Source organism: Novosphingobium guangzhouense, assembly GCF_002896965.1.
In the GTDB taxonomy this organism is placed as follows: Bacteria; Pseudomonadota; Alphaproteobacteria; order Sphingomonadales; family Sphingomonadaceae; genus Novosphingobium; species Novosphingobium guangzhouense.
In genome coordinates, this window is the sequence record NZ_LYMM01000044.1 from 1 (window position 1) to 26,420 (window position 26,420).

Here is a 26,420-nt window from a genome sequence, read left to right on the forward strand (position 1 = left end):
CCAGAAAGGAGAAGCCAGCATCTTGAACCCGCCGTTCAACGGCAGCACATAAACCACACCCACCCGGGTCACTTCTCAATGGAAACCCCGGGTCACTTCTCAGTGGCAATCAACACCTGGGGACCACTGCGGGCGGGGGAGGGGTATCGGCGGATGATCTCCTCCATCCCGGAAGGATTGCCGGAACCGGCTTCGAGGCGGCCTACCCGCTGATCGTCAGGGTCACCGACATGCTGGGGTTTCCGGAGTTCTTCGGCAACTTCCTCGCCATCGTCGTCCTGCTGATCTGCTGGCTGCTGGTGGTCCTCGCGTTCTTCGTTCTCGCCATCCAGCTTTTCGTCACGATCATCGAGTTCAAGCTGACCGCACTTGCGGGCTTCGTGCTCGTACCTTTCGCGTTATGGAACAAGACCAGCTTCCTTGCCGAGCGTGTCCTCGGGAATGTCATATCGTCTGGCATCAAGGTCATGGTTCTTGCCGTGATCGTCGGGATCGGCACCACCTACTTCGATCAGATGACGGGCCTCGTCGGTGACGATCCGGAAATCGCGGAAGCCCTGACGCTGCTGATGGGAGCCCTGACGCTGTTCGGTCTCGGGATATTCGGACCCGGGATCGCTTCGGGCCTCGTATCCGGTGCTCCGCAACTGGGCGCGGGAGCGGCGGTCGGTGCTGCCGCAGGTGCAGCCATCATGACGGGCGGCGCGGCGCTGCTCGGCACACGCGGTGCGATGATGGCGGCGCGTGGCGGCATGGGCGCGGTACGGGCGGGTACGGCGATGGGATCGGCCGCTTCAAGCGCCTACAGGCTCGGCCAGGAGACCTCGGGCAGCGCGAGCGTGGGTGCAGGGCTGGGCGGTATCGCCACAGCCGCTGGCGGGGCGGCGTCGCAGGCAGCAAAGGCAACGGCATCGCGTGTGGCCGCTCCTGTTCGCGCGGGCGCGGCGGCAGGACAGAAGGCCGCTTGGGATGCGGGCACGACGTCTCCGACCCCGGCGGCACCGTCCGGCGGAGGAGCCCCGCCGCAGCCTACACCTGCGTGGGCTCGCAACCTGCGATCCCAGCAGACCTCCCGGCATCACCGGCACATGGCGGTGCAGACCGTCAAGGACGGCGATCGCCCGGGTTCCGCGGCCAACCCCGATCTCAGCGAGAAGGAGTGAAATTCGCATGCTATTCAAGCGAACCATCCAGCGCTACGGGCAGACGCCCGAGCCCGAAACCCCGTGGCAGCGTGCAGGCCAGGTGTGGGACGAGCGCATCGGCTCGGCCCGCGTCCAGGCCCATAACTGGCGCCGGGCTGCCTTCGCCAGCCTTGGGCTGACGGGCATCCTCATCACCGCGAATGTCTGGCAGTCGATGCAGAGCAGGGTTGCGCCCTATGTGGTCGAGGTCGATCGTCTCGGCGAGGCGCGCAGTGTGGCCCCCGCCGTCCAGAACTATAAGCCGACCGATGGGCAGATCGCCTGGCATCTGGGCAGGTTCATCGTCAATGTGCGCTCGGTCTCGACCGATCCCGTGCTGGTCAAGCGAGCCTGGCTCGATGCCTACGACTTCGCCACCGACCGGGCGTCGATATTCCTGAACGACTATGCCCGCTCCAACGACCCGTTCGCGGGGATCGGCCAGCGCAGCGTTTCGGTTCAGGTGACGAGCGTCGTCCGTGCGTCGGACACCAGCTTCCAAGTGAAATGGGCCGAGAGCATCTTCGAGCGCGGGAGTCTGGCGAAATCCGAGCGTTGGACCGCGATGCTGACGGTCGTGATGCAGCCCCCAAAAACAGCCGATGCGCTGCGCAAGAACCCTCTTGGGCTGTTCGTCAATGCGATCGACTGGGCTCGGGAGCTCGATGGTCAGCCATCGCAGGTCCGAGCCCGCCGCGACCAGGATGCCCTCGGCGGGGACATCCCGCGCATCGAGGCCGGTGCAGTCATTCCTGACGTCCCGAGCGCCACACCACCGGCTCCGCCCCGAGCCGCCGATCACAAGGGAGAACGCTGATGATCCGACTGACCATGCTGCCCATCTCGTTGGTCGCGGGCGCCTGCGCGGGTGCGACCCCGCCGCCCGCGATCGCGCTGGACAGCGGCTCGTTCCAGCCAGCCTCGCGGGAAGCCGAAATACCCCGACCCGTCGAAATCGTGACGGTCTCGCAACCGTTGCCCTTGCCGGGACAGATGCTGCCGCCTCCATCGGTGACGGGCGAGACAGGCTTGCCGACCGCGAAGGTGGATGCGGCGAACCGTGATGCCATCCGTGAACCTTTGCGCTCGGGATACATCAATGCGATGCAGGTATATCCCTGGACCGAAGGGGCGCTCTACCGACTCTACGCCGCGCCCGAGCGTGTCAGCGACGTGACGCTTCAGCCCGGCGAAAAGCTCCTCGCGGTCTCGGCGGGCGATACCGTGCGCTGGGTCATCGGCGACACCACCAGCGGGTCCGGCGACGAAGCCCGCGTCCATGTCCTGGTGAAGCCGTTCGCGCCGGGCCTCGTTACGAACATGGTCATCGCGACCGACCGGCGCGCTTACCACCTCGCGCTTGAAAGCACCGACCGTACCGCAATGGCGGCGATCTCCTGGACCTATCCGCAGGATCGCCTGCTGGCGCTTCAGCGTCAGAACCGCCTTTCGGAGCAGGCGGAGCCCGTCGCGGCAGGCATTGCGCTGGAAGATATGCGCTTCCGCTATGCGATTTCTGGCGACACGCCGCCCTGGCGTCCGCTCAGGGCCTGGGACGATGGCCGCAAGGTTTACATCGAATTCCCCTCCCGCCTCGACCAAGGCGAAGCGCCCCCACTGTTCGTCGTTGGCCCACACGGCGAGAGCCAGCTGGTCAATTATCGCGTGCGAGGCACACACTACATCGTGGACAGGCTGTTTGGAGCCGCAGAGCTTCGCCTCGGTGGGAAACCGCAGCAGGTGGTGCGGATCAGCCGGACCGACGTCGCGGAAGGGCGGCGCAAGTGAGCCGCCCGGAAGACCTGCCCGCCGGAGCGGCTGAAGGAATTCGACGAGGGGAAAGTTCAGCGACCACTGCAATGAACGATGCTGCCTCGACGGAGGACGACGCGCAGTCCGCGCCGAGACCGTCAGGACTCGCGCCAGGCGCCGCCGAGCCTGCGTCGCCACCTCAGGCCGCGCCGCTGAAAATCGCTCCCGAAGGGTTGATTCTTCGTGCCAGCCCCCGGCGCATCGTCCGGTTCCGGCGAGGTGTCGTCATAGGTGGGACAGCGGCAGGAGCGCTTGCCATCGCCGGCGTGACCTGGATGGCTCTGGGTGAGAGAGTCACCCGTCTCGCGGATGCGAGCGGGGCACAACTGGTGAATGACCGCCGTACCACCGCCGAGGCAGTGGCCGACCTGCCGGGGGACTACAGCGCGGTAGCAAAGGGCACGCCGGTACTGGGCCCCCCGCTTCCAGGTGACCTCGGTCGTCCGATCCTTGCTCGTCAGCGCGACCTGGCAGGCAGTAACGATGCGTCTTCCGCGACCCCGCCGCCGCCCTCCGCCGCAGAGCAGGCGGCGGAAGCCGAACGCCAGCGCCTGGCATCGCAGGCGCATCAGGCGCGGGAAGCTGGTGTGCTGATGCAGACCGCAGGGCAAGGAGGCGCGGCCTCCCAAGCAATGTCCCTCGATCCAGCGGTTGTAGCAAGCACCGTCAACGAAACCGCCAAGCTCGCGCTTGATCCCGAGCACGATCAGAACAACCAGCAACGCAAGATCGACTTTCTGGAAAAGCAGCCATTCGCCGTTGCCAGCACCACCAGTGCGCACCGGCTGGAAGGACCCACATCGCCTTTCCAGGTCATGGCGGGAAGCGTAGTTTCCGCAAGCCTCATGACCGGGATCAACTCGGATCTGCCCGGAACAGTGGTCGCACAGGTCACCGAGAACGTCTTCGACACGGTGACGGGCCATATTCTCTTGATCCCGCAAGGCTCAAGACTGATCGGAAGTTATGACAGCGTGGTGGCATTCGGGCAGAAACGTGCGCTGCTCGCATGGCAGCGTATCATCTTGCCTGACGGCAGTTCGATCCAACTCGACAACGTGCCCGCGAGCGATACGGCGGGCTATTCCGGCCTTGCCGACGGTGTGGATATCCATACCTGGCAACTGCTCAAGGGTGTGGCCCTCTCGACCTTGCTCGGCGTCGGAACCGAGCTCTCGCTTGGCAGTAACGAGGGCGATCTGCTGCGGGCGATCCGCCAATCGACCCAACAGTCTGCCGGTCAGGCTGGCCAGCAGATCGTCTCAAAAAACCTCAACGTTCAACCGACCATTACCATTCGCCCTGGCTGGCCCCTGCGGGTGATCGTCCACAAGGACATCGTCCTGCGCCCCTGGGGCGGTGCACGCTGAAAGGAGGCATTCATGCTCAAGCTTGCGAAATTGCCTGATCGTACTCCCGTCAAGATGACCCTGACCGTCACTCCCGACCTCGCGCGGTCCCTTGCCGACTACACCGCGATCTACAACCGGATCTACGGCGATACCGCAGAACAGGCGGACCTTCTTCCCGCTATGCTCGAGGCATTTCTGGCAAGCGATCGCGTCTTCGCTCGGGCTCGTAAGGACGGGGAGCCGGGAACGTGAGGCGCGGCATCGTGATCGGTCGATTCAAGCTGACGAGGCAGGGCGGCTGGGAGGGCGAAATCAATACGCTGACCATCCAGCGTCAGATCCGCCTCGTGCCCAATGACGATCGGGTGAGCGAGAATGCGCCTGCATTCAGGGTCATGATGGGATGGCAACACGTCGGAGATGCCTGGGAGCGGCAGTCGAGGTCCGAGCCATTCCGTCAATACCTTCGTGTTCGCATTGACGATCCGCTGTGCCCTATCAGCGCAATGCTCTTCACCGATCCGGAAGACATGTCCGCGCGGCTGGTGCTTCCGCCTCCACAGACAAGGCGATCGCAGATGGACGCGCAGGAGAGGGGAGATGAGTGACAACCCTGTAGTGCCCGAGCGGTTAATCAAGCTGGACGAGGTGATCCGCCGAGTTGGCCTTGGTAAATCCATGATCTACCGACTTATCTCGGAGGGAAAATTCCCTGCGCCTTACAAATTGTCCCCGGGCGCTTCCCGCTGGAGCGAGCGGTCTGTCGTTGCGTGGATCGACGAAGTAAAGGACGGTTTCGAAGGGAAGCGCCGGCCATTTTGGTAAAGAATATGGTGCATTTCTCTCGGCGGCGGCAAGCTCCCCGGAATAAGCAATCCTGGTCGGGAAGCGACTGTCGGGTTCGACGCCGACTAGCGGCGTAGCTGACGCTCACTCTCATTTTAAAGAGGCGTTGCAGGAGATGCGAGAACCATCGCTTCTACCAATTGCAAACGATCCGTTGAAGATCAATCAACTGATTTCCCGCTTATTTTGAAGCGGCATCCCCTCCATCTTCAGCGTGCGGCGCCAACATCGATGGCGTGATGAACGGCGAACATCGCCATGCAGCGCGCCCGTCGCGCAAACACTGAGGAAGGAATATTTGATGACTGAGCTGACTGGAAAACGCGCACTGGTGACCGGAGGGTCACGCGGGATTGGTGCGGCCATCGCAGTTGCGCTGGCGGAAAAAGGCGCAGACGTTGCCATCACCTACGCGCATTCCGCCGGCCGTGCGGCAGAAGTGGTGGAATTGATAAAGAGGAAGGGCCGTGCCGCCGTTGCAATCCAGGCCGATAGCGCAGATCCGATTGCAATCAAGCGCTCGGTGGACGAGGCAGTGAGCGCCCTTGGCGGTCTTGACATCCTCGTTAACAACGCCGCGATCGCCACCTACAAGGACGTGGCGGACTTCACAGTCGAGGAGATCGACGCGCTCTTTGCCGTTAATGCGCGGTCCCCGATCTTGGCATCTCAGGCGGCTATGCCCCACCTCACTTCCGGGGGGCGCATTATCACGATCGGGTCCGCCGGCGCCGAGCGCATTGTCGGGCCATCGACGGTTTACTCGATGACGAAATCCGCCCTTCAATCATTTACCCGAGGTTTGGCGCGTGAACTGGGTCCTCGTGATATCACCGTCAATCTGGTGCAGCCTGGTTCAACGAATACGGAAATGAACCCGGCCGAGGGCGAGTTCGGTGACTTCCAGCGGGCGTTGATCCCACTGGGGCGGTATGGCGAGCCGGAGGACGTGGCAGCAGCGGTCGCATTTCTCGCGTCGAATGCCGCGCGCCAGATCACGGGCACCATCCTGACCGTTGATGGAGGTACGCTTACCTAAAAAGCAGCCCATTACAGGGGGAGAGGATCGTTCTATCGCGAAACGGATAAGATTTCGGGAGCTCGCGGCCACCTGGGTCAAACTCTCCTGTGTTCGCCCGAACGCTGATGCCAAGTATGATCACCGGCGCCCTAAGAGCTATGGGCTAATAGCGCCCGCGCATACATCCTTGTTGGGCACTTCCGCTCCAGCAGCATCGGACCATTCGGTGCTTGTTTGGAATGGGACAGTGGAGGTGCCCATCTTCTTCTAAGCAATCATCAGGGCAATGGAGTGCGCTCGCTTATTTGAGGCTTCCGGCGAACCGTGCGCTGATGCGCTCTCGACGAAAATGCTCCGTGAAAAAGTCGATGAACGCTCTAGTCTTGAGCGGTTGTAACGCGCGACCTGAGTAGTAGAGCGATATTGATCCCGCATCTGCATACCATTTCGGTAGGATACGTTTCAGCGCACCGCTCTCCAGATGCGCAAGCGCGTCCGGCATAGCCACCATTGCGATACCAAGTCCCGCAAGGGCTGCTTGGATCATCGGGGCGGAATCGCTCATGACGATTGTCTCCTTCAACAGCGCGCGCTCCTCATCACCCTGAGCATTCCGCATCATCCATTGCCGGATGCGACCCGATGTCGAGAAGCGCATGAGAATTCCATCGTATTCAGCGAGATCGGCCGGGTTGGTCGGTAGAGCTCTTCTGCCGAAATAGCTTGGCGCGCAGACGGCGACGACGTGAACGGGCGCTAGTGCCTTGGCAACAATTCCAGGACTTAAATCAAAGCCTCCGCCAATCGCGACGTCGAAGCCTTCCGCAACCAAGTCGACTTGGCGGCTGTCGAAATGCCAATCAGGCCGGATGCCTGGATACCTGCTAAGAAATTCCGGCAACGCGGGAAGCACGTAGCCCATGGCGAAGGAGAGGCTCATGCTCACTTTCAGGACGCCGACTGGCGCGCCCCTGACCTGCGAGGCGCCGTCGATTGCGCTCTGAAGATTGGCAAGGCTGTCGCCGATGCTTTGCAGGAAGGCTTCGCCCGCTTCCGTCAAGGCCAATTTGCGTGTCGAGCGATGGAATAGCCGCACGCCTAGATTTCGTTCGAGCATGCCGACGTTCCGGCTGACTGCCGCCGGCGTGAGGGAGAGTCGGCGAGCAGCACCTGAGAAGCTATTTGCCTCCGCGCTACGGACGAACGCTTCCAGGTTGGCAAGTGTCTCCATGTGAATCAACCTTCAAGCAAAAATTGAAACTCAAACAATCCATCTGCGACTATTGCTGTGCCTATCGCTGATCCATTCTTCGGGTCAACGGAAATACGTTGTCGAAGGAATGGCGAATGACGATTGGTATCATCGGCGCGGGCAACATCGGCGGTGCGTTCGCGAGGGCGTTAGGCAAGGCACGCATTGAGGCTGTAATCGCGAATAGCCGCGGACCTGACAGCATCGCGGAGCTCGTCTCGACGTTCGGAAGGTCAACTCGAGCTGGAACGGTCGAGGAAGCGGCAGCGCAAGACATCGTGCTTGTGGCCGTGCAGTGGTCGAAAATTCCCGGCGCGCTCGAGGGTCTGGATTTCAGCGGTAAGGTCGTGATCGATGCCAACAACCCCATTGAGGCGCCGCTATATCGGCCGGTCGATTTGGGGGGCCGCATCTCGTCGGATGTGTTTGCGGACCTCGTTCCGGGTGCGCGGGTCGTGAAAGCGTTCAACCATCTCACCCCCGCTCAGTTGTCGGGCGATCCGCAATCGGAGGGCGGCAAGCGCGTTCTCTTTTATTCGGGTGACGATCGGCGGGCCAAGGCTGAGGTGGCCGCCATCATCGACCAGATAGGCTTTTTCGGCATCGATCTCGGCTCGATTTCAATCGGCGGTAAACTCGTGCAATTCCCCGGTGGTCCCCTCCCGGCGCTGAACCTCGTCAAGTTCGGTTGACTCGTCTCCTGACTAATACCTCAATGAGGAATGCGCAGCAGCAGCTCACGAAGCGCTTCTCATTCGAAGACTGTATTACGCGGTACTACGATCCGGAAAGACCAGCATCCGATTGCATTATTGAAAGTTTCTCGGACTGTCGGTGGAATGAAAAAAATAGTGAAAGACGAGCGACTGGTTGTGGCGTTCCATTTCAACAATCTTCGGTCAGCAGGCGAGTGGAGGCGCTAGAACATCGCTGCGGTTTCCTTCTCTTAAAGTGGACCCGGGCGGGGTGTCCGCCTCACCTCGGCGGGAGCAGCCTTCCTGTAGGGCGCTTTGGTTGGCACCGAGCAGTTCGACTTTGCGACCCGCCATGCTTCAGCGGTAAATCGTGGTTATTGCGGCGGCATCCGAATTGGGGTTTCGCCGTCGCAAACGGGGGCCGCTTCGCGGGGCTTTACGGCATTTCAGGGAAAGCTTTCCACATATCCCCACCACGCTGACGAAGGGTGCACCAAGCAAGTCGCGGCAGGCTGCTGCGCCGGAAAGGCTCGACGTTGCCTTCGTTGCGAGAGTGGGCTTCAGCCGACATTTCCGGCTTCGGCGGCGAGACCACGCAGCTGCCGCTCGAACTCCTCGCGGGTTTGCGCGCCGGAGATCAAGTGTCGGTCGTTGACGATCACCGCCGGAACGCTTTTGATGCCGCGACTACGCCAAAGCTCCTCCTCGGCACGGACATCTTCGACGTATCGATCGGATTCAAGGATCGCACGCGCCGCTGATCCGTCGAGACCTACCTCTTCGGCGGCCGCCACGAGAGCATTATGATTACCGGGATCGACCTGATCGGTGTGATACAGCGCTAGGAGGCGGCGCTTCATGTCCAGTTGCCGGCCCTCATCGTTCGCCCAGGCGAGCAGCCGATGCGCGTCGAACGTGTTATAAATCCGGCTTTCGTCGGAAGTGTTCATGGTGACGCCGACGCCGGCGGCACGTTCCCGGATCATCTCGCGGCTGGAACGGATCTGGTCGTGCGGCATGCCGAACTTCCTGCTGATATGCTCCAAGGCGTTCTGCCCGCCCGCCGGCATGTCCGGGCTCAGCTCATAGGGATGGAATGTGATATCGGCGTCGATCTGGCCCTCCAAGGCCGCGAGCGCCTGCTCCAGGCCTCCTAGCCCGATCGCGCACCAGGGGCAGGCGATATCCGAAACGAAGTCGATCTTGAGCTTGGTGGTCACGGCGAAGTCTCCTGCTGGCCGCGTGATAAGTCGATTTCGCCGTCGGCCCGCAAAGCCCGACGACACGACCCTTCTTTGGTTTTCATCGATTGAAGTTAACTAGGTCGGGTTGGGCCAGATGCTGGCGATGACCCGTTTCAGCGCCCAGTGTGATCGCCTCGAGCACTCGGTGACGATCGAGTGCGACCGCGAAGTCCGGCGCATCTGCGGTTCCGTCACGGAGGTCGGCGGCGAGCTGGGCGTAGAGGCGGGCGACACCCGCCGCGGGCGCTTCGAGTTGCAGGTCGGGGGCCGCATATGCGGGTGGGACCTGTAGCTGCTGGACAGGCTCGTTGCCGCGGCGCAACGTGATGGTCATGTCGCCGAAGTGAATGTAGCCCGACGCCGTCTCGACCCGCAGACTGCCGTCGGTGCCCTGGATTTCCCACACCAAGCCGGCGGACTGCCCGGCGCTGTAGTGCAACGACGTGACGATCCCGCCTTTGAGAACGCCGGCGACGATGATCTCGTCCGGCGCGTCCTTCGGGAGGGACGTGCCATCCGAGAGGCGGGTGCCGTCGCCGCGCTGATTGGCGACGATGGCGGACAAGCTCTCGAATGTGCCGAGGACGTGCGCAAGCGGTTGGAGCGCGTGGCCGAGCATGATGCTTTGAAGCGTGGCGCCATTCTCTGCGCGAGCCATATACTCGAACGGCGGATCATATCGGCCGAGCCAAATATCGTCGTTCAGATGCGCTCGGATGCTTGTGCTGAGCGGCTTGCCGATCACGCACTGCCGGACCAGGTCGTGAAGGTAGCGGATCGGCGGGTGCAGGCCGCCTTGCAAGCCGATGACCGTGCGCACCTGCCGTTCGCGAGCAAGCCCCTCCAGCGCTTCGGCTTCCGACAGGTTTCGCGCGAGCGGCCATTCGCAGTAGACCATCTTGCCCGCGGCGAGCGCGTCGGAAACGATCTGCTTGTGATCCGGCACCTTGACCGCAATCACCACCAGGTCGACCTCCGGCCGCAGGACCAGCGCCTGATGTGTGTCAAAGGCGAGATCGGCGCCCATCTGGCTAGCGGTCGCTTTCGCGCTCTCTATACGCGTCGTGCTGATGGCGCGGATCTGGAACGCATCGAGCGCCCGCAGCGCCGGGACGTGCGCAATTCCGCCCCAGCCTCGATCGGCACTGGCGCCGACGATTCCAACGCCGATCCGGGTGTTTGCTGAATTGGTCATGTAGGCGTGCTCCTGTTTGGTGCAGCCCGGGCAATGCTCGCCGTGCCGCTTCACGATGGCTTCATTCCCGGACGATTGCTTGGGCGGATAGCGAATGACCAAGGCTTGCCGGTCGCGCTGCGGATGCGTGGGTTGAGCCCACGTGACGCAAGCGCAGGGAGTTAAACTTGAGTCCAATGGGCCTCGAGTTCGCGTGCGACATCGGCCGGACGCTCGATCATCGGCCAATGCGAGGCGCGCAGCTTCACGACGGCGCGTGCGTGTGCGGCATTGCCGAGCTCGTCGGCGAAGCGGTGCGGTAGAAACGGATCGTCAAGGCCCCAGATCACCAGCGCTGGCGCGCTGATGTTGTTCAACCCCGGCTTCCACTCAGCGCCGACCTCTATGGCGGAACGATAAAGGGCGAGGATGCTTGCCCGCATCGTGGCATCCATATGCCGAACCGCCTCATCCGCCGCATCTTTCGGCATCTGCGCCTCGACGAGTTTCGCCGCAAATTCCTCGAGGTCGAGATCCTTCATCCATTGCTCGCCCCCACCTGGCGTCTGCCAGATCTTGGCGAGATAGTGCCAGGGATATTCCGGATCGATCGGCCCGCTGATGCCGGTCCAGGTCCGCACCAGATCCGGTCGGATCGACGTGAGACGGCCTGTCAGCAGGCATCCCCAGTCATGGCCGACCAGATCTACGGGTTCGCCGATCTCAGCGATCCGGTTGATCAGCCATTCGAGATACTCTTCCTTCGTTGACTTGAAGTCTGACGGCAACGGATTGCCAAAGCCGGGGAGATCGACCGTAATAATGTCGTTGCGCTCAAGATGAGAGCGGACGGTATCCCAGAGCCGGTGAGTGTCGGGTACGCCGTGGACGAGGACTGCAGGCATTTCGGATCTCCTGATGATTGTTATTAGGAGAATAAGGAGGTGGAGGCGTTGCGGAAGCCGGGGTTGGCGAAACCCGGCGTTGCCCTTCGCGGAACCCTCGCCGTCGTGCGCTCCGTGCTAACGCTCGCAATATAGATTACATATCTTGCTCTGCCGTGCGGTTCAGCAGCCAGCCGGGATACTCTATTGGAAGACGGCTGGCCGCGCCTAGGCGGCGCATGTCGTCCGGATCGAGTTCGACCTCCGCTGCCTGTAGATTCTCGTGCAACTGCTCGACGCGCTTTGCGCCTATGATGACGGTGGACACCACGGGCTGTTTCAGCAGCCATGCTATAGCGATCTGCGCGGCCCGGCGCCCATGCTTGACCGCGACCTGCTTCAACACGCCGACCAGCGGTGCTCCACGGACGCGATCGATTGGTGGAAAGTCGAGCTCGGTCTGTCGCGCCCCTTCAAGATTGCCACCATCGGCATATTTGCCGCTGAGATAGCCACCGGCAAGCGGGCTCCAGACCATCATGCCGACCTGTTCGGCGGTCAGCAGCGGCACGATCTCTCGCTCGGCGTCGCGGCCGACGAGTGTATAATAGGCCTGAAGCGAGGTGATCGGCGCCAGGTTACGCGCCCCCGTGATGCCGATCGCCTTCATGATCTGCCAGGCGGCCCAGTTCGAAAGCCCAATGTATCGAACGTCGCCGGCACGCACGAGCGTGTCGAGCGCCTCCAGCGTCTCCTCGATCGGAGTCGCGGGATCGAAGGCGTGAACCTGGTAGAGGTCTATGTGGTCGAGCGCTAACCGGCGCAGGCTGGCATGGCATTCGCTCAGGATGTGTCGGCGCGATGCGCCGCCCCGGTTCGGCCCTTCGCCCATCGACGAGGCCACCTTCGTGGCCACGATCACGTCATCCCGGGCGACACCGATGTTTTTCAGCGAGCGGCCGAGAATCTCTTCGCTCCGGCCGTGCGCGTAGACATTCGCCGTGTCGAATAGGTTTACGCCCGCGTCGAGCGCAGCGCCGACCAGCGCATCCGCATCCTCCTGTCCCAGTTTGCCGACCTGTCCCCACAGGCCGTCCGTGCCGCCGAAGGTCATCGCGCCAAAGCAAAGTTCGGACACGAACAACCCACTGCTGCCAAGTTTGCGCAAGCGCATGACATGTCTCCCTGGATCAGATCGACTGCCGCTCGCCGGACTGCGCCGCACGCTCGACGGCAGCGACGAGGCGGCTGTTATGGAGCGCGTGGTCGAAGCCGGGCGTGTTGTAGGTGCCTGCCACCAGATCGCGCGCGAGCGAGGCATAGACCTCGCCGACATTGATCGCCGCGCCGGCCCAGAAGTCGGCCGCTGTAGGTCCGACGCCGGTCGCGATGGGCGCGTCGGGAGCGGCGAAATCGACGGAGGCCGCTAGGCGGAGATCGCCGACCTGCACGCCGGCGAGGTGATCGCCGGTCAGCGTCAGGCGTCCTTCCGTGCCGCGGATGTCGAAGCGGAACCGCGCTTCGTCTGCAGGCACGCCGGCCAGTACCTGAACTGATACCGGGGTGCCGGTCGCCGTCGCGGCGATAAGGTCCAGATGGTCCGGGATGTCGCGAGTGGAGATTTCGCCGGTGTCGACCACCTCGATCTGCGGCCAGTGCAGCGCGGTGCGCGCGTCCACCTGCGTGATGTTGCCGAGCACGGTTTCGATCACGTCGAGGACGTGGCCGACGGTGATCGTCATGAAGCTGGCGCCGGACGCGGCCTTGTTGAAATAGTCGTAGTTGCTCGTCACTTGCGGCCCATAGCCGAACGTTGTCGCATCGACGCGCGCCGATAACAGCCGGCCAAGCTTGCCCGAAGCGACCAGTTCGGCCGCGCGGCGGACGGCGGGATTGTGCCGGCCTTGCAACCCGATCGCGGTGTGAAGTGATCTGCCCGCTGCCGCGATCGCTTCGGTTTCAGCAATCGTCGCTCCCAGGGGAGACTCCGCGTAGACCGCTTTGCCCGCGGCCAGCGCGGCGATCACCAGATCATGGTGCGCTGGCACCTTCACAGCGACCGTGACGACGTCGATCCCCTTGTCCTCGATGAGCTTGAAAGGGTCGGCATACCAGCGTTCGGCGCCGAAAGCCTCGGCGGCCGCCTTGGCGCTCTCCTCGCGACGTGTGGCAACGCCGCCGAGGACCAGCGAGGATTGCGCTGCAAGGGCGGGAATGTGGGACGCGCCCGCCCAGCTTGCCTGCGTGTCCGCGCCGATAATGCCGACACGAAACTTACCGTTCGTCATGATGATGCTCCAGCTGTTGGCGCACGATGTCGCGCCGTTGCTGGACATTTAGGCGACGGGAATGATCAATCTAAATCGATAAGCGGTATGCATCATCATCCATCGAATGGATGATAACGCTCCGGTCTAGTAATATTGCTGCCGGAGATCCGCACAGACCTGCTCTGACCTCTGCCAAACGTGTGGGAAGGCGCCGGACAGGCAGGTGCGGAACCAACGCTGGGCGGGGTGTTGATCGTTCCGGCGGTGCCAGTTGAGGACGAAGGGTACGGGGTTCAGGCGCAGCGGGAAGTCGCTGACATTCAGCTGCTCCGCGCAGCCCGATCGTTGCACGACACTTGCAAGAACCGTGGCGACCAGGTCGGAAGCGGCGACGAGTGCGGGCGCGCTCGCCATATGCTGTATGGTCAGCGCCACCCGACGCTTCAAACCCTTGCTGGCGAGCGCCGCGTCGGCCACATCTAGCCCTTCGTTCTCCGGCGAGACGAGGATGTGCGGGAGCGACAGGAAGCGTTCGAGATCCGGTGCCCGGTTCGCTGCGGGATGGTCCCTCCGCAGGATGCAGACGAACCGTTCCTGAAACAGGCGAGCGGACAAGATACGCCCCCCATCGACGGGCGGCAGGCCGACCGCCACGTCGACTTCGCCGGCATCGAGCATCCGGGTTGCCTCGTCTCGCGTAGCGTAGTCGCGGATGCGGAGGTCGATAAGCGGCGCGCGGGCCGCGAGGATTTGCAGGAGCGGCGGCAACACGACGCTTTCGGCGTGGCCCGACAAGCCGAGCGAGAAGGTCATCGACGCAGCGCTCGGCTCGAACGCCTGCGTGAAGACCAGCGTGTGCTGGATATCGCGTAACGCGCGCGAAATTGGTTCCGCCAGCTCAAGGGCACGCGGCGTAGGTTGCAGACCTTTGGGTCCCCGGACGAACAGTTCGTCCTGGAGCAAATCGCGCAGGCGGCCCAACGCCGCGCTCATCGCCGGCTGGGTGCGGCCAATTCGCAGGCCGGCGCGGGTGACGTTTCGTTCGGCGATCAACGCGTCGAATGCCACGAGCAAGTTCAGATCGATGCCATGCAAGTCCATCACGCGATCCTATCGCCGTAGAAATCAACGTCGGGAAGCGACCGCCGCATCGCTCCAAGACTTAGAGTGAAATAGCGGCGGCTGAACGTAAGATTCAACATGCGTCCATCTCTGCATCTCCATCAGGTGCCCGCGCATGCGGACCGATCGACTGCACCGCTTTCGTGCCCTGCGTATCGAGCCGGCGGATCTGGGAAGCGAGCTGATGCGAGCGTGTCGCTCGGGATCAGGCTCACGCAACGTTTGGCAGGAAGAGAGTCGCTGCCAGAACAGCCGCAGGCGCTTCCGGAACAACTGGAGAAAAATGATGGTGTTGATCAGCGCGTCGCGCCCGGCATGGCCCGAGGTGCTGATCGGACTTTCGTCGTTCGCCGTGTTCATGCTTGTCTTTGCGCTTGGTTTCAGTTTGCTCCCAGCCGATCAACCAGTTCTCCAGGGTGTCGTGCGATCCACCGCGGGCGGCATCGCCGGCACCGCAGCCTTTGCGGCAGCAATCGGCATCCGGATACGCTCGCTGCGTCTGTTTGGCTTTCGCCCGGTGCCCCCGCGATGGCTGTTGATCGCTGCGATGCTGGGCGTCGCTTGCTATGGTATCACCTACCTCATCCAGACCATCAACGGAATGTGGTTCGGGCAAGACGATCCGCAGTCGATCCTCCATGCTGCGGCCCGTGGCGGAGTGATCCCCTTCCTTGCATCGCTTGCCGGCGGAGCGGTCCTCACGCCGTTCGGCGAGGAGGTGCTCTTCCGCGGCGTTGTCACCAACGCATGGCACCGTTACGGTCCTTGAGCATCGGTCGGCGCCAGTTCGTTGGTGTTTGGCATCGCACACGGCATTAGCGTCATCCTGCCAATCGCAACCATGGTCGGCATCTTCAGCGCGGTCATATTCCATCGCACCGGGTCCATCTGGCCCTGCGTCGTCCTTCACGGCGTCTACAACGCCGCGAACAGCGTAGCATCTGCTCTCCACGTAACGCCGATGTGACGTCCGCTCCGCGCATCACTGCCCGCCAGGTCAGGCGGTGATGGGCGATCGCCGCCCGCAGTTCGGCCCAACGCAAAGCTTGGGGCGGCGACCAATGACGTACTTCCGTGTTGAGGCTTAGCGCCGACACTCCCGGCGATCCGGGTTCCGGTCGCAGCGTTGCCGGCGAGCGCGCTCTGCCATGATCTGGCCGTCCCTCGCGATCTGCGAGGTAAGCGCCATTTTCTCTAGCGTGTCGCGTTCCTTGAAGTCGCGCCGGCGTTGCTGGTCGCGCATGCACTCGCTGTAGGCGCGCGTGCCGTAACTGTTGCCGAAGCCAGCGCAGGTGCGTGCATCGTCACGTTGCTGCCGGCGGCTCTGAGCGTTTGCCTCGGAACCGGCTATGCCAATCGTGACGACGGCAGCAGCACAAACCGACAGCAGCGCCGGGCGGATGCGGGTGAAACCGTAGCGGATCATATCGTGTCTTCCTTCCCCCGACCAAGCGGGATTACCTGTCGGGCCGGCGCATCGCCTGAGCCCATGCGGCGCGAGATCACCGCCGAAGATTGCGTGAGCATGGCCTCCATATCGATGGCGAACCCATCCGAGCACTCAACAACTGCGCAATTCGACGCGCGCGATCATGCCGCGGGGATCCCCGGCCAGGATGGTGGCGCGGCCTCCGTGCCGCTCCACGACCTGCTGGACCAGGTTGAGCCCCAGTCCGCTCCCCGTGGAGCGTGGGCGCAGGCGGTGAAACGGCTCGAATACCCGCTCGCGTTCTTCCGGTGGGATGCCGGGACCGTCATCCTCCACTTCGAATGCCGCACCCGCGACCCGCACGACGATGTGGTATCCGCCATGTTCGACCGCGTTCTGGATCAGGTTCGTCACCACTCGCTCGAGCGCGGGGGCATCGCCGCGGCAACACGCGCCTTGCTGCGCCTCCACCTCGATCGTTCGCCCGGCGGCGATCAGCAGCGGCACGAGTTCGGCGACGACCCGTCGTACCAGTGCGCCGAGATCCAATTTCTCATCATGCCGGTCAGTGTCGAGCCGCTGGATGTCGAGCAACTGCTCGGTCAGCGTCGCCAACCGCTGCACATCGCCGGCCAGGTTGCGCACCACGGCGCTGGAACCGACTTCGACCTTGGCGGCCAGGATGGCGATCGGCGTCCTCAATTCGTGCGCCGCAGACGCGATGAACCGGCGTTGCTGCTCATAGCCTTCGTCCAGGCGGCGCAGTGCATCGTTTACGGCGGTGACCAGCGGTACGATCTCCTTAGGAACGTGCGTCTCGTTCAGCCGCCGCCCGCGCCGGTGGGCGTCGATTTGGTCGGCTTCCTGGGCGATGCGCGAAAGGCCGGCCAGCGACCGGCGGACGATCCACGGCGTCACGATCAGCGAGGTCAGTACCAGCAGCAGGAAGGTTGGCGCTACCATGAGGTTAGACCCCGTGAGGACGATGAGGCCCAATTCCGTCAGTTTGCCGTGTGCCAGGATGGTGAGCGGTCCTGCCGGGCCGGTCTCGCGCCGGACGACGGCCGCAAGGTCATAGGGCGCACGCCGGTCGCGCAGTTGCGCGTAGGACAGGTCTGCAAGCCGGCCCGCGAATGCGCGATAGAGTTCGGGCACCCGCCCGAGGGATACGCCACGGCCAGCGTCGTCCTCGACGACGAACCACAGATCGGCTGTCTCGCCGCGCAGTGCCATCAGTTGCGGCGTTTGTCTGATCGCCAGGCTGCCATCGTCATGGCGGACGATGGCGGCTGCGATAATGCGCGTGATTTGCTCGTCCGCATACGGGCCGCCGCTGTCGACGCGCACCGCTACAGATATCAGCACGGCGAACGATACGAGCAGCATCAATAGATTGAAGAACAGCGGAAAGATGATCAGCGGCCATTTGAGCGAGCGATACCGGCTCACGGAACCTCGCGCAGCAAGTAGCCGATGCCCCGAATCGAATGGATTTCGACGCCCGCTTCCGCCTCGGCCAACTTCCGGCGCACGCGAGATATATGCGAGTCTAGCGTGTTAGACTGTACCTCGTCGCCGAAGCCGTAGACCGCCTGTTCGAGGATCTCCCGTAGCACCGTCCGCCCCCGCCGCCGGATCAGCGTCTCCAGCACGCGCAGTTCGCGGCGCGGCAGGACGAGCCGCAGGTCACCGACCGATATTTCGTCGTTGGAGACGTCATATATCAGGGAGCCGGCGTGGATCTGCTCGTCGGCCAACTCGACGGGGCGTCGGCGCACCGCACGGATACGCGCCAGCATCTCGTCGATCGAGAACGGCTTGATGAGGTAGTCGTCAGCGCCTTCGTCGAGTCCGGCGATCCGGTCGGCGATTTCGCCCCGCGCACTTAGCACGATGATCGAAAGGCCCGGCCGGGCGGCTCGCAATTGCGGCACGATCGAAAGTCCGTCACCATCTGGCAAGGTACGATCCAGAAGCACCAGGTCGAAAGCGTTCATCCGGGCTCCTTCCACCGCATCTGCCAGCCGGTCGAGATGATCCACGACGAACCGCTCCCGCTCGAGCGCGGTGCGAAGAGACCCGGCAAGTTCCAGCTCGTCTTCAATCAGGAGTATTCTCATGATGACTTCGTCCTTTTGCACGCCGTCGCGTGCGTCACCCTGAGAGAGTCCGCCCAAAAGGCGAGTCCTGCGGATCTGCAATCCGAGGCACTTCTTCGGCGGGCATCGCACCCCACAAACGGGCCTCCAACCGCGTCCGAGTGGGTAGACCATCTGCGGAAGCTGGCCCGCCCTGGTCGTCGATTTGATCGAGGAGGAAGGTCCTGGCGTAATCCCGGACCTTCACCGTCGCCGCTGCCCGGTATGTCATTGGACAGCTCCGGTCATGGCTGTTTGCCCCGGGCGCAGCGCAATATGCTTGTACTCGACGAAATCCTCGATCGCCGCGACGCCGTTCAGCCTGCCAAGGCCTGACAGCTTGAACCCGCCTTCTTCCGTGCTGTCATAGACCTTGGCCCAGTCGTTCACGAAGACGCTGCCTACCTCCAGCGCCTGCGCGACGCGCAGTGAACGGTCGAGGTCGCGGGTCCAGACACTGGCTGACAACCCGAACTCGCTGTCGTTGGCGAGTGCGACTGCCTGTGCTTCGTCGCTGAAGCGCTGGATGGTGATGACCGGTCCGAAAGTTTCCTCCTGCACGATCGCGAGCTGGTTGTCGTCGACCTCCAGCATCGCGGGTCGGAAGAACGCGCCTGCGGCGAGTGGGCCGTCGGTCACGGGCCCGCCGCGCACGATCACCCTGGCGCCAGCCGCGATCGCGTCTGTCACGACCTTGTCGACCCGAGCAACATTGGCCTTGTCGATCAGCGGTCCCATGTCGCTCGCAGGATCGGCTGCCGGACCGATCCTGACGTTGCGCAACCGATCGGCGAGGCGGTCGCGCACGACCTCGTAGAGATTGTCCTGCACCAGGAGGCGCGATCCGGTCATGCAGAACTGACCGGCGAAAACCGTCAGCGCCTTTTCGAGGACTGGGATCATTGATGCGACATCGGCGTCGTCGAACACGATCATCGGTGCCTTGCCGCCGAGTTCAAGGCCGAAGCGCTTTATTCGACGCGCGCCGACCGCGCCGATCGCCGCACCGGTCCTCGTGCTGCCGGTGAAGCTGATCGCTGGCACACCCTCGCTCTCAACGAGGTGCGCAGCGCCTTCCGAGCCGCTCTCGGCGAAGATGTTGACGACGCCTGCGGGCAGGTCGGGCGCTTCGGCAAGTATCGCGGACAGCACAGAGGCGACCTGCGCCGCTTGACCCGGCATCTTGACGACCACCGTGCAGCCGGCGGCCAGCGCCGGTGCGAACGAGCGGACTGCGAGGATCACCGGGGAGTTCCAAGGTACGATGACTCCCGCCGCCCCAATCGGTTGGCGGAGCACAATCGAAATGCTTCCCGGTAGTGGCTGTATGGCGCGCCCAGCCTCGGTACGAGCCATTGCCGCCCAGTAGCGCAGCTTGCTTGGCGAACCGCCGGCCTCGAGCGCTGCCTCGCTCGCGATCTTGCCGTTCTCCAGCGAGAGGACGGCGATCAGCCGCTCGCGATGGCGTTCTATCGCGGCTGCCATCTGATCGAGCACTCGAGCGCGCAACTCGGCGTCGTGCGGCCATGGCGTTCGGCGGAACGCCGTCGTAGCGGCGTTGATCGCATCACGCGCGGCTGTAGCCCCGTCGTCGGCATAGCTGCCGATCGTCTCGTAGGTCGCCGGGTTGATCGACGGGGAGAGCACCGTCGGCGCGACGAAAGCGCCGTTGATCCAGTTTCGGGCCGGAGAGTTCGTCATCTCGTCGTCCTTTGCGAAAGGGGCGGGCGTGCCGATCCGTGGCACGCGCGTCATGTCCCATGTCTGGAAGGCGGCGGCCTGCGGAAGTCTCGGCTGCCGCGAGGCCGCGGGTGTCAGGTCAGGAAGGGCGGCGCGTTCTCACCGCGCAGGCGATAGTTCGGCCGCGGGCGTTCGAGCCTGATCGACTCCAGCACCGTGTAGGCGTGATACTTCGTCTGGGTGGTTACTCCGGCCAGCCGTTCCGACCACAGCTGCCCGTTGCTGCTGCGCTTCTCGAGCACATACTTCGTCGCGTAGTTCGCCATGGAGTTGATCCAGTTTTCTGTCCCGACGAATACCTTGTCCCAGCCCGCGCCGTCGAGGACGCCGATGAGAGCGTCGGACCGGGAGAAGCGGTCGACTGCAGCCTGTGCGCCGTCGAGGACGTCGGCGAAGTATTCGATTGAGGCTTTCACCGTCTCTGGTGTGCCGTAAGACATGTGATGACCGGCGACCAGGAAGTCGAAGTCGAATTCCGTCAACTGCTGTTGCGCTTGATACCAGCCCATGATGTTCTGCGACGCATCGCAATGCATGAAGGTCGCGCTGCCAGGGCTGATGATGTCGATGACGGTCAGCACTCTATGAGCCGGCGCATAGATGAAGATGTTGCCAGGGCAGTGGTTCTCGCCCTTGTACGACAACTCCAGAGTTACGCCGCCGACGTTCAGCGTGTAATCCTTGTCGAACGTCAGAGTCGGGAGCGGGCGGTTCGGGTCGGGAAAGCGTTCGAGCAGTTCCTTCGTTATCTCGTGCGCGACAATCTCAACGCCCGAGCCGAACACCGATGCTGCCCCGATATGGTCGGTGTGCCAATGGCTGTAGATGACGTGCGTCACGGGCTTGTCGGTGACCTCCTCGATCGCCGCCAGCATGTTCTCGCCGATCGTTGGCGGTGCGTCGATTGCGAGCACGCCGTCGTTCGTCACGACGAAGGCCGCGTCGTACCCGCCGCTCGTGACCCAATAGAAGCCGTCGCGAAGCTCCTCGACATGGTAGCCCAGCCTTTGAAAGCGTTCGCTGGAGAAGTAGGGCGGATAATAGTTGGGTGGGTCCGCCGGATGCTCACCCGCTTCGGGGAAGCCATAGTTGTCGATCGCGAAGAACGCCGGCGTATCGCTGGCGGTAATGTGCTTTTGATGATTGTTGCACATGGGTCTGATTCCTCTTGATAGTGAAGAGATCAGGCGTGTGCGGCGTCGAACCGCAGCACCGCCTTGATGACGCGGCCCGCGGCTACGTCGTCGAATGCCTGGTTGATGTCCGCGAAGTCGTAGAAGGTGATGAGACGGTCGAAGGGGAAGCGACCGGTACGGTAGAGGCCGATCAGTTCCGGGATCATCAGCGCGGAAATTGCGTCGCCCTGGATGATGCCGCGCAGCGTCTGCCCGACGGTCAGGCGCGATGCGTCGACGAGCGCGCCTGAATGCGCGTTGAAGGCGACGAAGCCGAAATGGCCCATCGCCGCCAGCGCGCCGATCCCGGCATCCAGGTTGGCGGCCCGCCCACTGGTATCGAGGACGAACTCGACCCCGCGTGGCGTGATCGCCCGGATTGCGGCCGTGACGTCCGGCGCGTCGGCGGCGTTGACGACGTGCGTCGCTCCGAGTTCGCTTGCGAGCGCGAGCCGTTCGGCATTCACGTCGATCGCGATGACGGTTGCGGCGTCCGCGACTTTCGCCGCCATGATGGCGGCGAGGCCGACCGCGCCGACGCCGAAGACTGCGACGCTCGCGCCCACAGGCACCTTCATCGCCTTGAGGATCGCGCCCGCGCCCGTCTGGAAGCCGCACCCTAGCGGCCCCAGAATCTCCAGCGGGACATCATCCGGCACTTTGACGGTGTTGCGCTGGTGAGCCAGCGCATAGGTCGCGAAGGACGACTGGCCGAAGAAATGCGCATGGAGGTCGTCGACGCCCTGTCGCTCGACGCCGATGGTGCCGTCCAGCCGTGCCCCTGCGAAATTCGCCTCCCAGACCTTCTCGCAATAGGCGGCATGAGAGGACAGGCACGGCTTGCACTGTCCGCAGGAATGATAGGACAGCACGACATGGTCGCCCGGCTTTAGATGGGTGACCGATGTGCCGGTCCGCATGACGACGCCAGCGCCTTCGTGACCGAGAATGGTGGGCAACGGCGACGGCATAAGTTGTTGGCGGACATGCGAGTCGGTGGCGCAGATGCCGGTTGCGACCATGCGGATTAGAACTTCGTCGGCTCGCGGTGTTTCGAGAGCGATGTCCTGCATGATGAACGGTCCATCCTTTTGCTCGACCACGGCCGCGCGGGCATGGGTGATCGTGGCTTGTTGCAGCGCGGAACTGGCGGGTGCTGGCTGATTCATCGGGTCCTCCATGAGGTCGTATGCGGTCTTCCGCTGCGTCGCCGTCTGGTCTACCGCTCACGTGCTGTTGCAATAGCCGCCAAGGCAGGAACTTGGAGTTGCGTATGCCGGAACCCGCGCCCGTTGATTTGCTCGATGTCATCGCTTTCGTCCGCGTGGTTGAGACGGGGAGCATCGCCAATGCAGCGGCGCGCCTCGGCATCGCCAAATCGATCGTCAGCCGCCGCGTGAGCCGCTTGGAGGGGGTGCTTGGCGCCCAGCTGCTGACGCGCACCCCGCGCGGCACGACGCTGACCGATATCGGCCGCGAGTATCACGAGCGGGCCGCCGCCGGCCTGTTGCAGCTTGAGTCAGCCCGCGAGATAGTTACCAAGTCGACCAGCGAGATCTTCGGGCAGCTTCGCATCCAGGTGCCGGCCGCCTTCGGCGAGTTCCTGCTGGCACCGCTACTTGCCGAGTTCGCAGCGCGCTATCCGCGCATCGAGTTCGACGTCCGGTTCACCGATCGCCAAGTCGACATGATCGCGGAAGCCTATGATCTGGCGGTCTGGCCCGGTGCTGTTCCGGACTCGATCCTCATCACGCGCAAACTGGCCAAGGTGCGATGGGCGATGGTGGCGTGCCCGGCCTATCTCGATGCGCGGGGGCGTCCCGCACGGCCGGCGGATCTGGCCGACCACGATACTATCCTTTATGCGCTCGATCCCGGCCGCTGGCGACTAAAGGGACCAGACGGCTTGGAGCCCGTGCGGATGAATTCACGCTTCCGCACCGACAACGGGCGGATGCTGCTGGCCGCGGCGCGCGCGGGTCTCGGCATCGTGCTCGTCCCCATGTTCATGGTCGAAGAGGCGCTGGCACGCGGCGAGTTCGAGGCGGTGCTGCCGGACTTCTCGCACGAAGGCGGCGACCTGCAGATTCTCATGCCGCCAGCACGCGCTGGTATTGCACGGGTGCGGGCACTCGTCGCTTTTCTTTACGAAAAGTTTGATCGCGAAGTCTGAGGTGCCAGTCAGACCCGTCCGAATGCGGCCAATCAACATGGCGCCGCAGATCGCCAGCGCCGCCATGATCGCTCCGATCGCCGGGAGGATAAGTGGCTGTGTCCATCCCGAACCGGCAGTAGTCGCCTCCTCCTTACCTGCCGCGCTGGCGCTCACCTCGGTCCGTATCTCAGGGAGGCGCCGCGATACGCGCGATGAGACGAGTCTCGCCAGGTACAGATCGGGGCAAGACCTAGCACTGCTGAGCGCCGGATCGTTTCGGCTCAAGCTGCCTGCTCGGCGGCGCCTGCTGCGAGCCGTCAATTCATTTAACTGCCGAGCAGCGCCGGACCGGTGACTGCGGTCTGGCATGAACGACGCCAAACATCATGCGAAGCTGACGAGTGCGCCGCCGCAACGCCGCAGGGCGCTCGTGGTGCCTAGCAGAGCGCCGGCTCGAGGGAGGAGCTGCCGGTGAACGCGATACCGCCTGCAAAACGAAGAAACGCGGCATCTCTTGCGCGCTCACCCGCATGCTCTCGTTGAAGGCGGCGATAGTGCTGAGACAAAATCGCCAGCAGCGTCGGCCACGCGAGCGTTGCAGCGTTCACGGCCACAAGCTGTTGAAGATACCTGTTGATCCAACTCGGAGCGCTATCTTAATCTACAAGCTGTAATCAGGGCTAAGGGCGGATTGCGGTGGGTTACTACCGGGGCAAGGAGTCCGCGCGGGCCAGAATGACTTCGGGCGCTTCCCCGGCGCGCACGCGCGAGAAGAGCGCTTCAGGATCGAACTCAATCCCCAGTGGGTTCCTAGCGAACTCGTCGCTCTCGAAAAAGGCGGCTGCGCCTCCCGGATAACTCACCTGGTCGCACTGAAACTCGATGCGGCTTCCATTAGGGTCCTTGTAATATAGCGATGTTGTAGGGCCGTGATTGATGCACCAGAAGGGAAGGATACCTTTGGATTTCGCACGCTCGTAAAAATCGGCAAGTTGAGCGATCGACTTCATCGTGAGCGCAATATGATCGATCCCCGCGACGGTTTCGTCGAAATCCCTGAGGTCCGCCTCTTCGGCGATGGCAACGCGATGATGTTCTTCGTCGAACGTAAGGAAACAGAGGCCAGGCTGGCGGTAGACTTCGCGCGCGTCCAACACATCTTTATACCATCGCAAGGTCTGCGCAAAACGGCTCGTTCTGATAACGAAATGAGCGATGTAAGATGGTTTGAGAGAGTCGCTATCCGTCTGTACCTTCATGTATCTTCTCCTGTGTTTGCACGAGAGCGGCCCCCTACTCGGGAAGCGTCAATTGCGCCGCGCAAAGATAATACTGTTCATATGATCAATAAAAGGTTTCGTGCCTCACGCGCCGGTGTGCAGCGTAGACGACGGTCCCACGCCGTTTCACGGCGACGCAGGGATGTTCAATTGAATAGCAATTTTGCTGATCTCCAAGACAGCTAATGCATTGTCTCCGCTAGCGCCCGCCTGCGCGTCGAAAGCGATTTGCGATACCATGAAGTACCTGGGGTCACCGCGACACAGCTAGACGGTTCCTGCGTAACCGATGACCAGGCAGGCAAAAAGCAAGAGCCCCAGGCGCTGCCATGATGCTGCCTCGCCCATTACGAATACGGCCACGATTATCGTCACGATCGGCACGATGGTAGCCAGCGCAGGCATGATGAGGCTGAGCGGCCCTCCTTCACGTATGACCGTTGCAAGGGCCCAGAAAGAGACCATGTAAACGCTGAGGCAAATGATGCTCCAGCCGATATTGCGGAAGGCATCTGTGCGGCCCAGTAGCAAGCTACCACCGACTTGGCCGGCGGCACCGATGAGAAAAAGAACGACAATTCGGGTCGTAATAGTAGCAGCGACAGTCATTCGATTGACCTTTTCAAAAGCCGGTTGGACAACCGTGCAGGATGGCGAGGGTGCATCAGGAGACTTCGCCCTGCCGGGAACGCCCGCGGTTTGCGAATTCGCCGATGCCTCAACCGTAGGTCGGCAACGACCGTGACCGAGCTTCATGTCAGAAGGCTGTGTCTGTCTGACATGCAGTTCGGCCGCCTCGATGGGTTAACCGAACAACCGGGCGGCCACCTCCGCAACGCGACGGCCCTGATAGCGCGCGCCATCCAAATCCGTTGCGCTTGGTTGGCGGCTGCCGTCGCCGTTGGCGACCGTCGTAGCGCCATACGGGGCGCCGCCAGTGACCTCGCTATTGTCCATCTGGCCCCCAAAGCCATAGTCCAGGCCTACGATGGTCATGCCAAAATGCAGAAGGTTAGTGATGATGGAAAACAGCGTAGTCTCTTGTCCGCCGTGTTGGGTGGCAGATGATGTAAACGCGGCCCCGACCTTTCCATTAAGCGCGCCGCGCATCCAGAGCCCACCAGCTTGATCCAGGAATGACGCCATTTGCGAGGAGATGCGGCCAAAGCGTGTGCCCGTTCCCACAATAATGGCATCATAGGCTTCAAGGTCTTCGATGACGGCAAGCGGAGATGCCTGATCGAGTTTGAAATATGCGCTCTGAGCAACCTTGGTTGGCACCGTTTCTGGCACGCGCTTGATATCGACCGTAGCGCCGACGCTGCGCGCCCCTTCTGCGACTGCTTCAGCCATCGCTTCGATATGTCCGTAGCTGGAATAGTAAAGAACAAGGACCTTAGCCATCGACATTCCTTTGATATTTCAAGCGGAACCCACCTGAATATGCCATGCACCCCGACCCTGGATGAAGAGGTTGTCTGTATCCGCAGGTTCGAGGGCTTGGTTCATGAAAGCAGCCAAGGCACGCTATGAGACGTCACCTTACGCGCTACTGTTCATATGATCAATAGAGTTGTTCAACAAGGATTGGGGTCAGCGAGCTGGTCGAGCCACCTGAGCCAGCCGGCACGCGAACTATCCGTCAGA

The 26,420-nt window shown here is 62.7% G+C and carries 26 protein-coding genes and 2 pseudogenes; 12 read left to right on the forward strand and 16 right to left on the reverse strand.

The features are described 5' to 3' along the window. Positions 1–119: 119 nt before the first annotated feature. The 8 genes and pseudogenes from trbL to A8V01_RS16580 all read left to right on the forward strand — a co-directional run. Positions 120–1,163 (forward strand): annotated as a pseudogene (gene trbL, locus A8V01_RS16545) (P-type conjugative transfer protein TrbL); the annotation flags it as partial. A gap of 7 nt (positions 1,164–1,170) precedes the next feature. Continuing rightward, positions 1,171–2,001: a conjugal transfer protein TrbF gene (gene trbF, locus A8V01_RS16550; RefSeq protein WP_103097005.1), complete on the forward strand. Its 831-nt coding sequence runs from the start codon at positions 1,171–1,173 to the stop codon at positions 1,999–2,001. After that, on the forward strand, positions 2,001–2,972 hold the full coding sequence (gene trbG, locus A8V01_RS16555) for a P-type conjugative transfer protein TrbG (RefSeq protein WP_103097007.1): 972 nt from the start codon (positions 2,001–2,003) through the stop codon (positions 2,970–2,972). The genes trbF and trbG overlap by 1 nt, the downstream gene beginning before the upstream one ends. Before the next feature lie 71 nt (positions 2,973–3,043). After that, the gene (locus A8V01_RS16560; protein WP_103097009.1) at positions 3,044–4,366 is read left to right on the forward strand and encodes a TraB/TrbI/VirB10 family type IV secretion system protein; all 1,323 of its coding nucleotides are present in this window, start codon (positions 3,044–3,046) and stop codon (positions 4,364–4,366) included. A 12-nt stretch (positions 4,367–4,378) separates the two neighbouring features. Continuing rightward, positions 4,379–4,600: a DUF2274 domain-containing protein gene (locus A8V01_RS16565; RefSeq protein ID WP_103097011.1), complete on the forward strand. Its 222-nt coding sequence runs from the start codon at positions 4,379–4,381 to the stop codon at positions 4,598–4,600. Beyond that, complete coding sequence (locus A8V01_RS16570; protein WP_103097013.1) at positions 4,597–4,956, forward strand: DUF736 domain-containing protein; 360 nt, start codon at positions 4,597–4,599, stop codon at positions 4,954–4,956. Before A8V01_RS16565 ends, A8V01_RS16570 begins: the two co-directional genes overlap by 4 nt. Beyond that, a complete protein-coding gene (locus A8V01_RS16575) occupies positions 4,949–5,173 on the forward strand; it encodes a helix-turn-helix transcriptional regulator (protein WP_103097015.1) in 225 nt (74 codons plus the stop codon). Before A8V01_RS16570 ends, A8V01_RS16575 begins: the two co-directional genes overlap by 8 nt. Before the next feature lie 322 nt (positions 5,174–5,495). Then, complete coding sequence (locus A8V01_RS16580; RefSeq protein WP_103097017.1) at positions 5,496–6,233, forward strand: SDR family NAD(P)-dependent oxidoreductase; 738 nt, start codon at positions 5,496–5,498, stop codon at positions 6,231–6,233. Between the two features lie 283 nt (positions 6,234–6,516). Here the strand turns inward: A8V01_RS16580 and A8V01_RS16585 are convergent, their stop codons facing one another. Beyond that, a complete protein-coding gene (locus A8V01_RS16585) occupies positions 6,517–7,446 on the reverse strand; it encodes a LysR family transcriptional regulator (protein WP_103097019.1) in 930 nt (309 codons plus the stop codon). A gap of 116 nt (positions 7,447–7,562) precedes the next feature. Between A8V01_RS16585 and A8V01_RS16590 the strand changes: the two genes are divergently transcribed. Beyond that, on the forward strand, positions 7,563–8,159 hold the full coding sequence (locus A8V01_RS16590; RefSeq protein WP_103097021.1) for an NADPH-dependent F420 reductase: 597 nt from the start codon (positions 7,563–7,565) through the stop codon (positions 8,157–8,159). 563 nt (positions 8,160–8,722) lie between these two features. On the opposite strand, the gene A8V01_RS16595 is transcribed toward A8V01_RS16590, so the two are convergent. The 6 genes from A8V01_RS16595 to A8V01_RS16620 form a co-directional block, all read right to left on the reverse strand. Beyond that, positions 8,723–9,382, reverse strand: coding sequence for a DsbA family oxidoreductase (locus tag A8V01_RS16595; protein ID WP_103097023.1), 660 nt, complete (start codon positions 9,380–9,382; stop codon positions 8,723–8,725). 82 nt (positions 9,383–9,464) lie between these two features. Continuing rightward, the gene (locus tag A8V01_RS16600) at positions 9,465–10,601 is read right to left on the reverse strand and encodes a Gfo/Idh/MocA family protein (protein WP_103097025.1); all 1,137 of its coding nucleotides are present in this window, start codon (positions 10,599–10,601) and stop codon (positions 9,465–9,467) included. A 161-nt stretch (positions 10,602–10,762) separates the two neighbouring features. Beyond that, positions 10,763–11,485, reverse strand: a complete 723-nt coding sequence (locus A8V01_RS16605; RefSeq protein ID WP_103097027.1) for an alpha/beta fold hydrolase — start codon at positions 11,483–11,485, stop codon at positions 10,763–10,765. Between the two features lie 136 nt (positions 11,486–11,621). After that, positions 11,622–12,638 (reverse strand): aldo/keto reductase, encoded by a 1,017-nt coding sequence (locus tag A8V01_RS16610; RefSeq protein WP_103097029.1) that lies wholly within the window; start codon positions 12,636–12,638, stop codon positions 11,622–11,624. 16 nt (positions 12,639–12,654) lie between these two features. Beyond that, positions 12,655–13,800, reverse strand: coding sequence for a Gfo/Idh/MocA family protein (locus tag A8V01_RS16615; RefSeq protein ID WP_211295036.1), 1,146 nt, complete (start codon positions 13,798–13,800; stop codon positions 12,655–12,657). Between the two features lie 78 nt (positions 13,801–13,878). After that, positions 13,879–14,835 carry a LysR family transcriptional regulator gene (locus A8V01_RS16620; RefSeq protein WP_211295037.1) on the reverse strand — a complete coding sequence of 319 codons (957 nt, stop codon included), beginning with the start codon at positions 14,833–14,835 and terminating at the stop codon, positions 13,879–13,881. Between the two features lie 136 nt (positions 14,836–14,971). On the opposite strand from A8V01_RS16620, the gene A8V01_RS28980 reads away from it, so the two are divergent. Both A8V01_RS28980 and A8V01_RS29795 read left to right on the forward strand, forming a co-directional pair. Then, the gene (locus A8V01_RS28980) at positions 14,972–15,625 is read left to right on the forward strand and encodes a hypothetical protein (protein ID WP_211295038.1); all 654 of its coding nucleotides are present in this window, start codon (positions 14,972–14,974) and stop codon (positions 15,623–15,625) included. An 18-nt stretch (positions 15,626–15,643) separates the two neighbouring features. Beyond that, positions 15,644–15,823 (forward strand): annotated as a pseudogene (locus A8V01_RS29795) (CPBP family glutamic-type intramembrane protease); the annotation flags it as partial. A gap of 117 nt (positions 15,824–15,940) precedes the next feature. On the opposite strand, the gene A8V01_RS16630 reads toward A8V01_RS29795, so the two are convergent. The 6 genes from A8V01_RS16630 to A8V01_RS16655 all read right to left on the reverse strand — a co-directional run bounded on the left by A8V01_RS16630 (position 15,941) and on the right by A8V01_RS16655 (position 22,507). After that, entirely contained in the window at positions 15,941–16,282 is a 342-nt protein-coding gene (locus tag A8V01_RS16630; RefSeq protein WP_103097035.1) for a hypothetical protein, read from the reverse strand. A gap of 135 nt (positions 16,283–16,417) precedes the next feature. Then, entirely contained in the window at positions 16,418–17,734 is a 1,317-nt protein-coding gene (locus tag A8V01_RS16635) for a sensor histidine kinase (RefSeq protein ID WP_211295040.1), read from the reverse strand. Continuing rightward, entirely contained in the window at positions 17,731–18,462 is a 732-nt protein-coding gene (locus A8V01_RS16640) for a response regulator transcription factor (RefSeq protein WP_245892640.1), read from the reverse strand. The genes A8V01_RS16635 and A8V01_RS16640 overlap by 4 nt, the downstream gene beginning before the upstream one ends. 189 nt (positions 18,463–18,651) lie before the next feature. Next, a complete protein-coding gene (locus tag A8V01_RS16645) occupies positions 18,652–20,124 on the reverse strand; it encodes an aldehyde dehydrogenase family protein (protein WP_103097106.1) in 1,473 nt (490 codons plus the stop codon). 113 nt (positions 20,125–20,237) lie between these two features. After that, on the reverse strand, positions 20,238–21,317 hold the full coding sequence (locus A8V01_RS16650) for an MBL fold metallo-hydrolase (RefSeq protein ID WP_103097040.1): 1,080 nt from the start codon (positions 21,315–21,317) through the stop codon (positions 20,238–20,240). A gap of 29 nt (positions 21,318–21,346) precedes the next feature. Further along, on the reverse strand, positions 21,347–22,507 hold the full coding sequence (locus tag A8V01_RS16655; protein WP_103097042.1) for an NAD(P)-dependent alcohol dehydrogenase: 1,161 nt from the start codon (positions 22,505–22,507) through the stop codon (positions 21,347–21,349). A 104-nt stretch (positions 22,508–22,611) separates the two neighbouring features. Between A8V01_RS16655 and A8V01_RS16660 the strand changes: the two genes are divergently transcribed. After that, positions 22,612–23,511, forward strand: a complete 900-nt coding sequence (locus A8V01_RS16660) for a LysR family transcriptional regulator (RefSeq protein WP_103097045.1) — start codon at positions 22,612–22,614, stop codon at positions 23,509–23,511. Positions 23,512–24,197: 686 nt separating this feature from the next. On the opposite strand, the gene A8V01_RS16665 is transcribed toward A8V01_RS16660, so the two are convergent. The 3 genes from A8V01_RS16665 to wrbA all read right to left on the reverse strand — a co-directional run bounded on the left by A8V01_RS16665 (position 24,198) and on the right by wrbA (position 26,177). Further along, complete coding sequence (locus A8V01_RS16665; protein WP_103097048.1) at positions 24,198–24,752, reverse strand: VOC family protein; 555 nt, start codon at positions 24,750–24,752, stop codon at positions 24,198–24,200. Positions 24,753–25,040: 288 nt separating this feature from the next. Then, positions 25,041–25,382 (reverse strand): hypothetical protein, encoded by a 342-nt coding sequence (locus A8V01_RS16670; RefSeq protein WP_146037292.1) that lies wholly within the window; start codon positions 25,380–25,382, stop codon positions 25,041–25,043. 195 nt (positions 25,383–25,577) lie between these two features. Further along, positions 25,578–26,177 carry an NAD(P)H:quinone oxidoreductase gene (gene wrbA, locus A8V01_RS16675; protein ID WP_103097108.1) on the reverse strand — a complete coding sequence of 200 codons (600 nt, stop codon included), beginning with the start codon at positions 26,175–26,177 and terminating at the stop codon, positions 25,578–25,580. Positions 26,178–26,420: the final 243 nt, after the last annotated feature.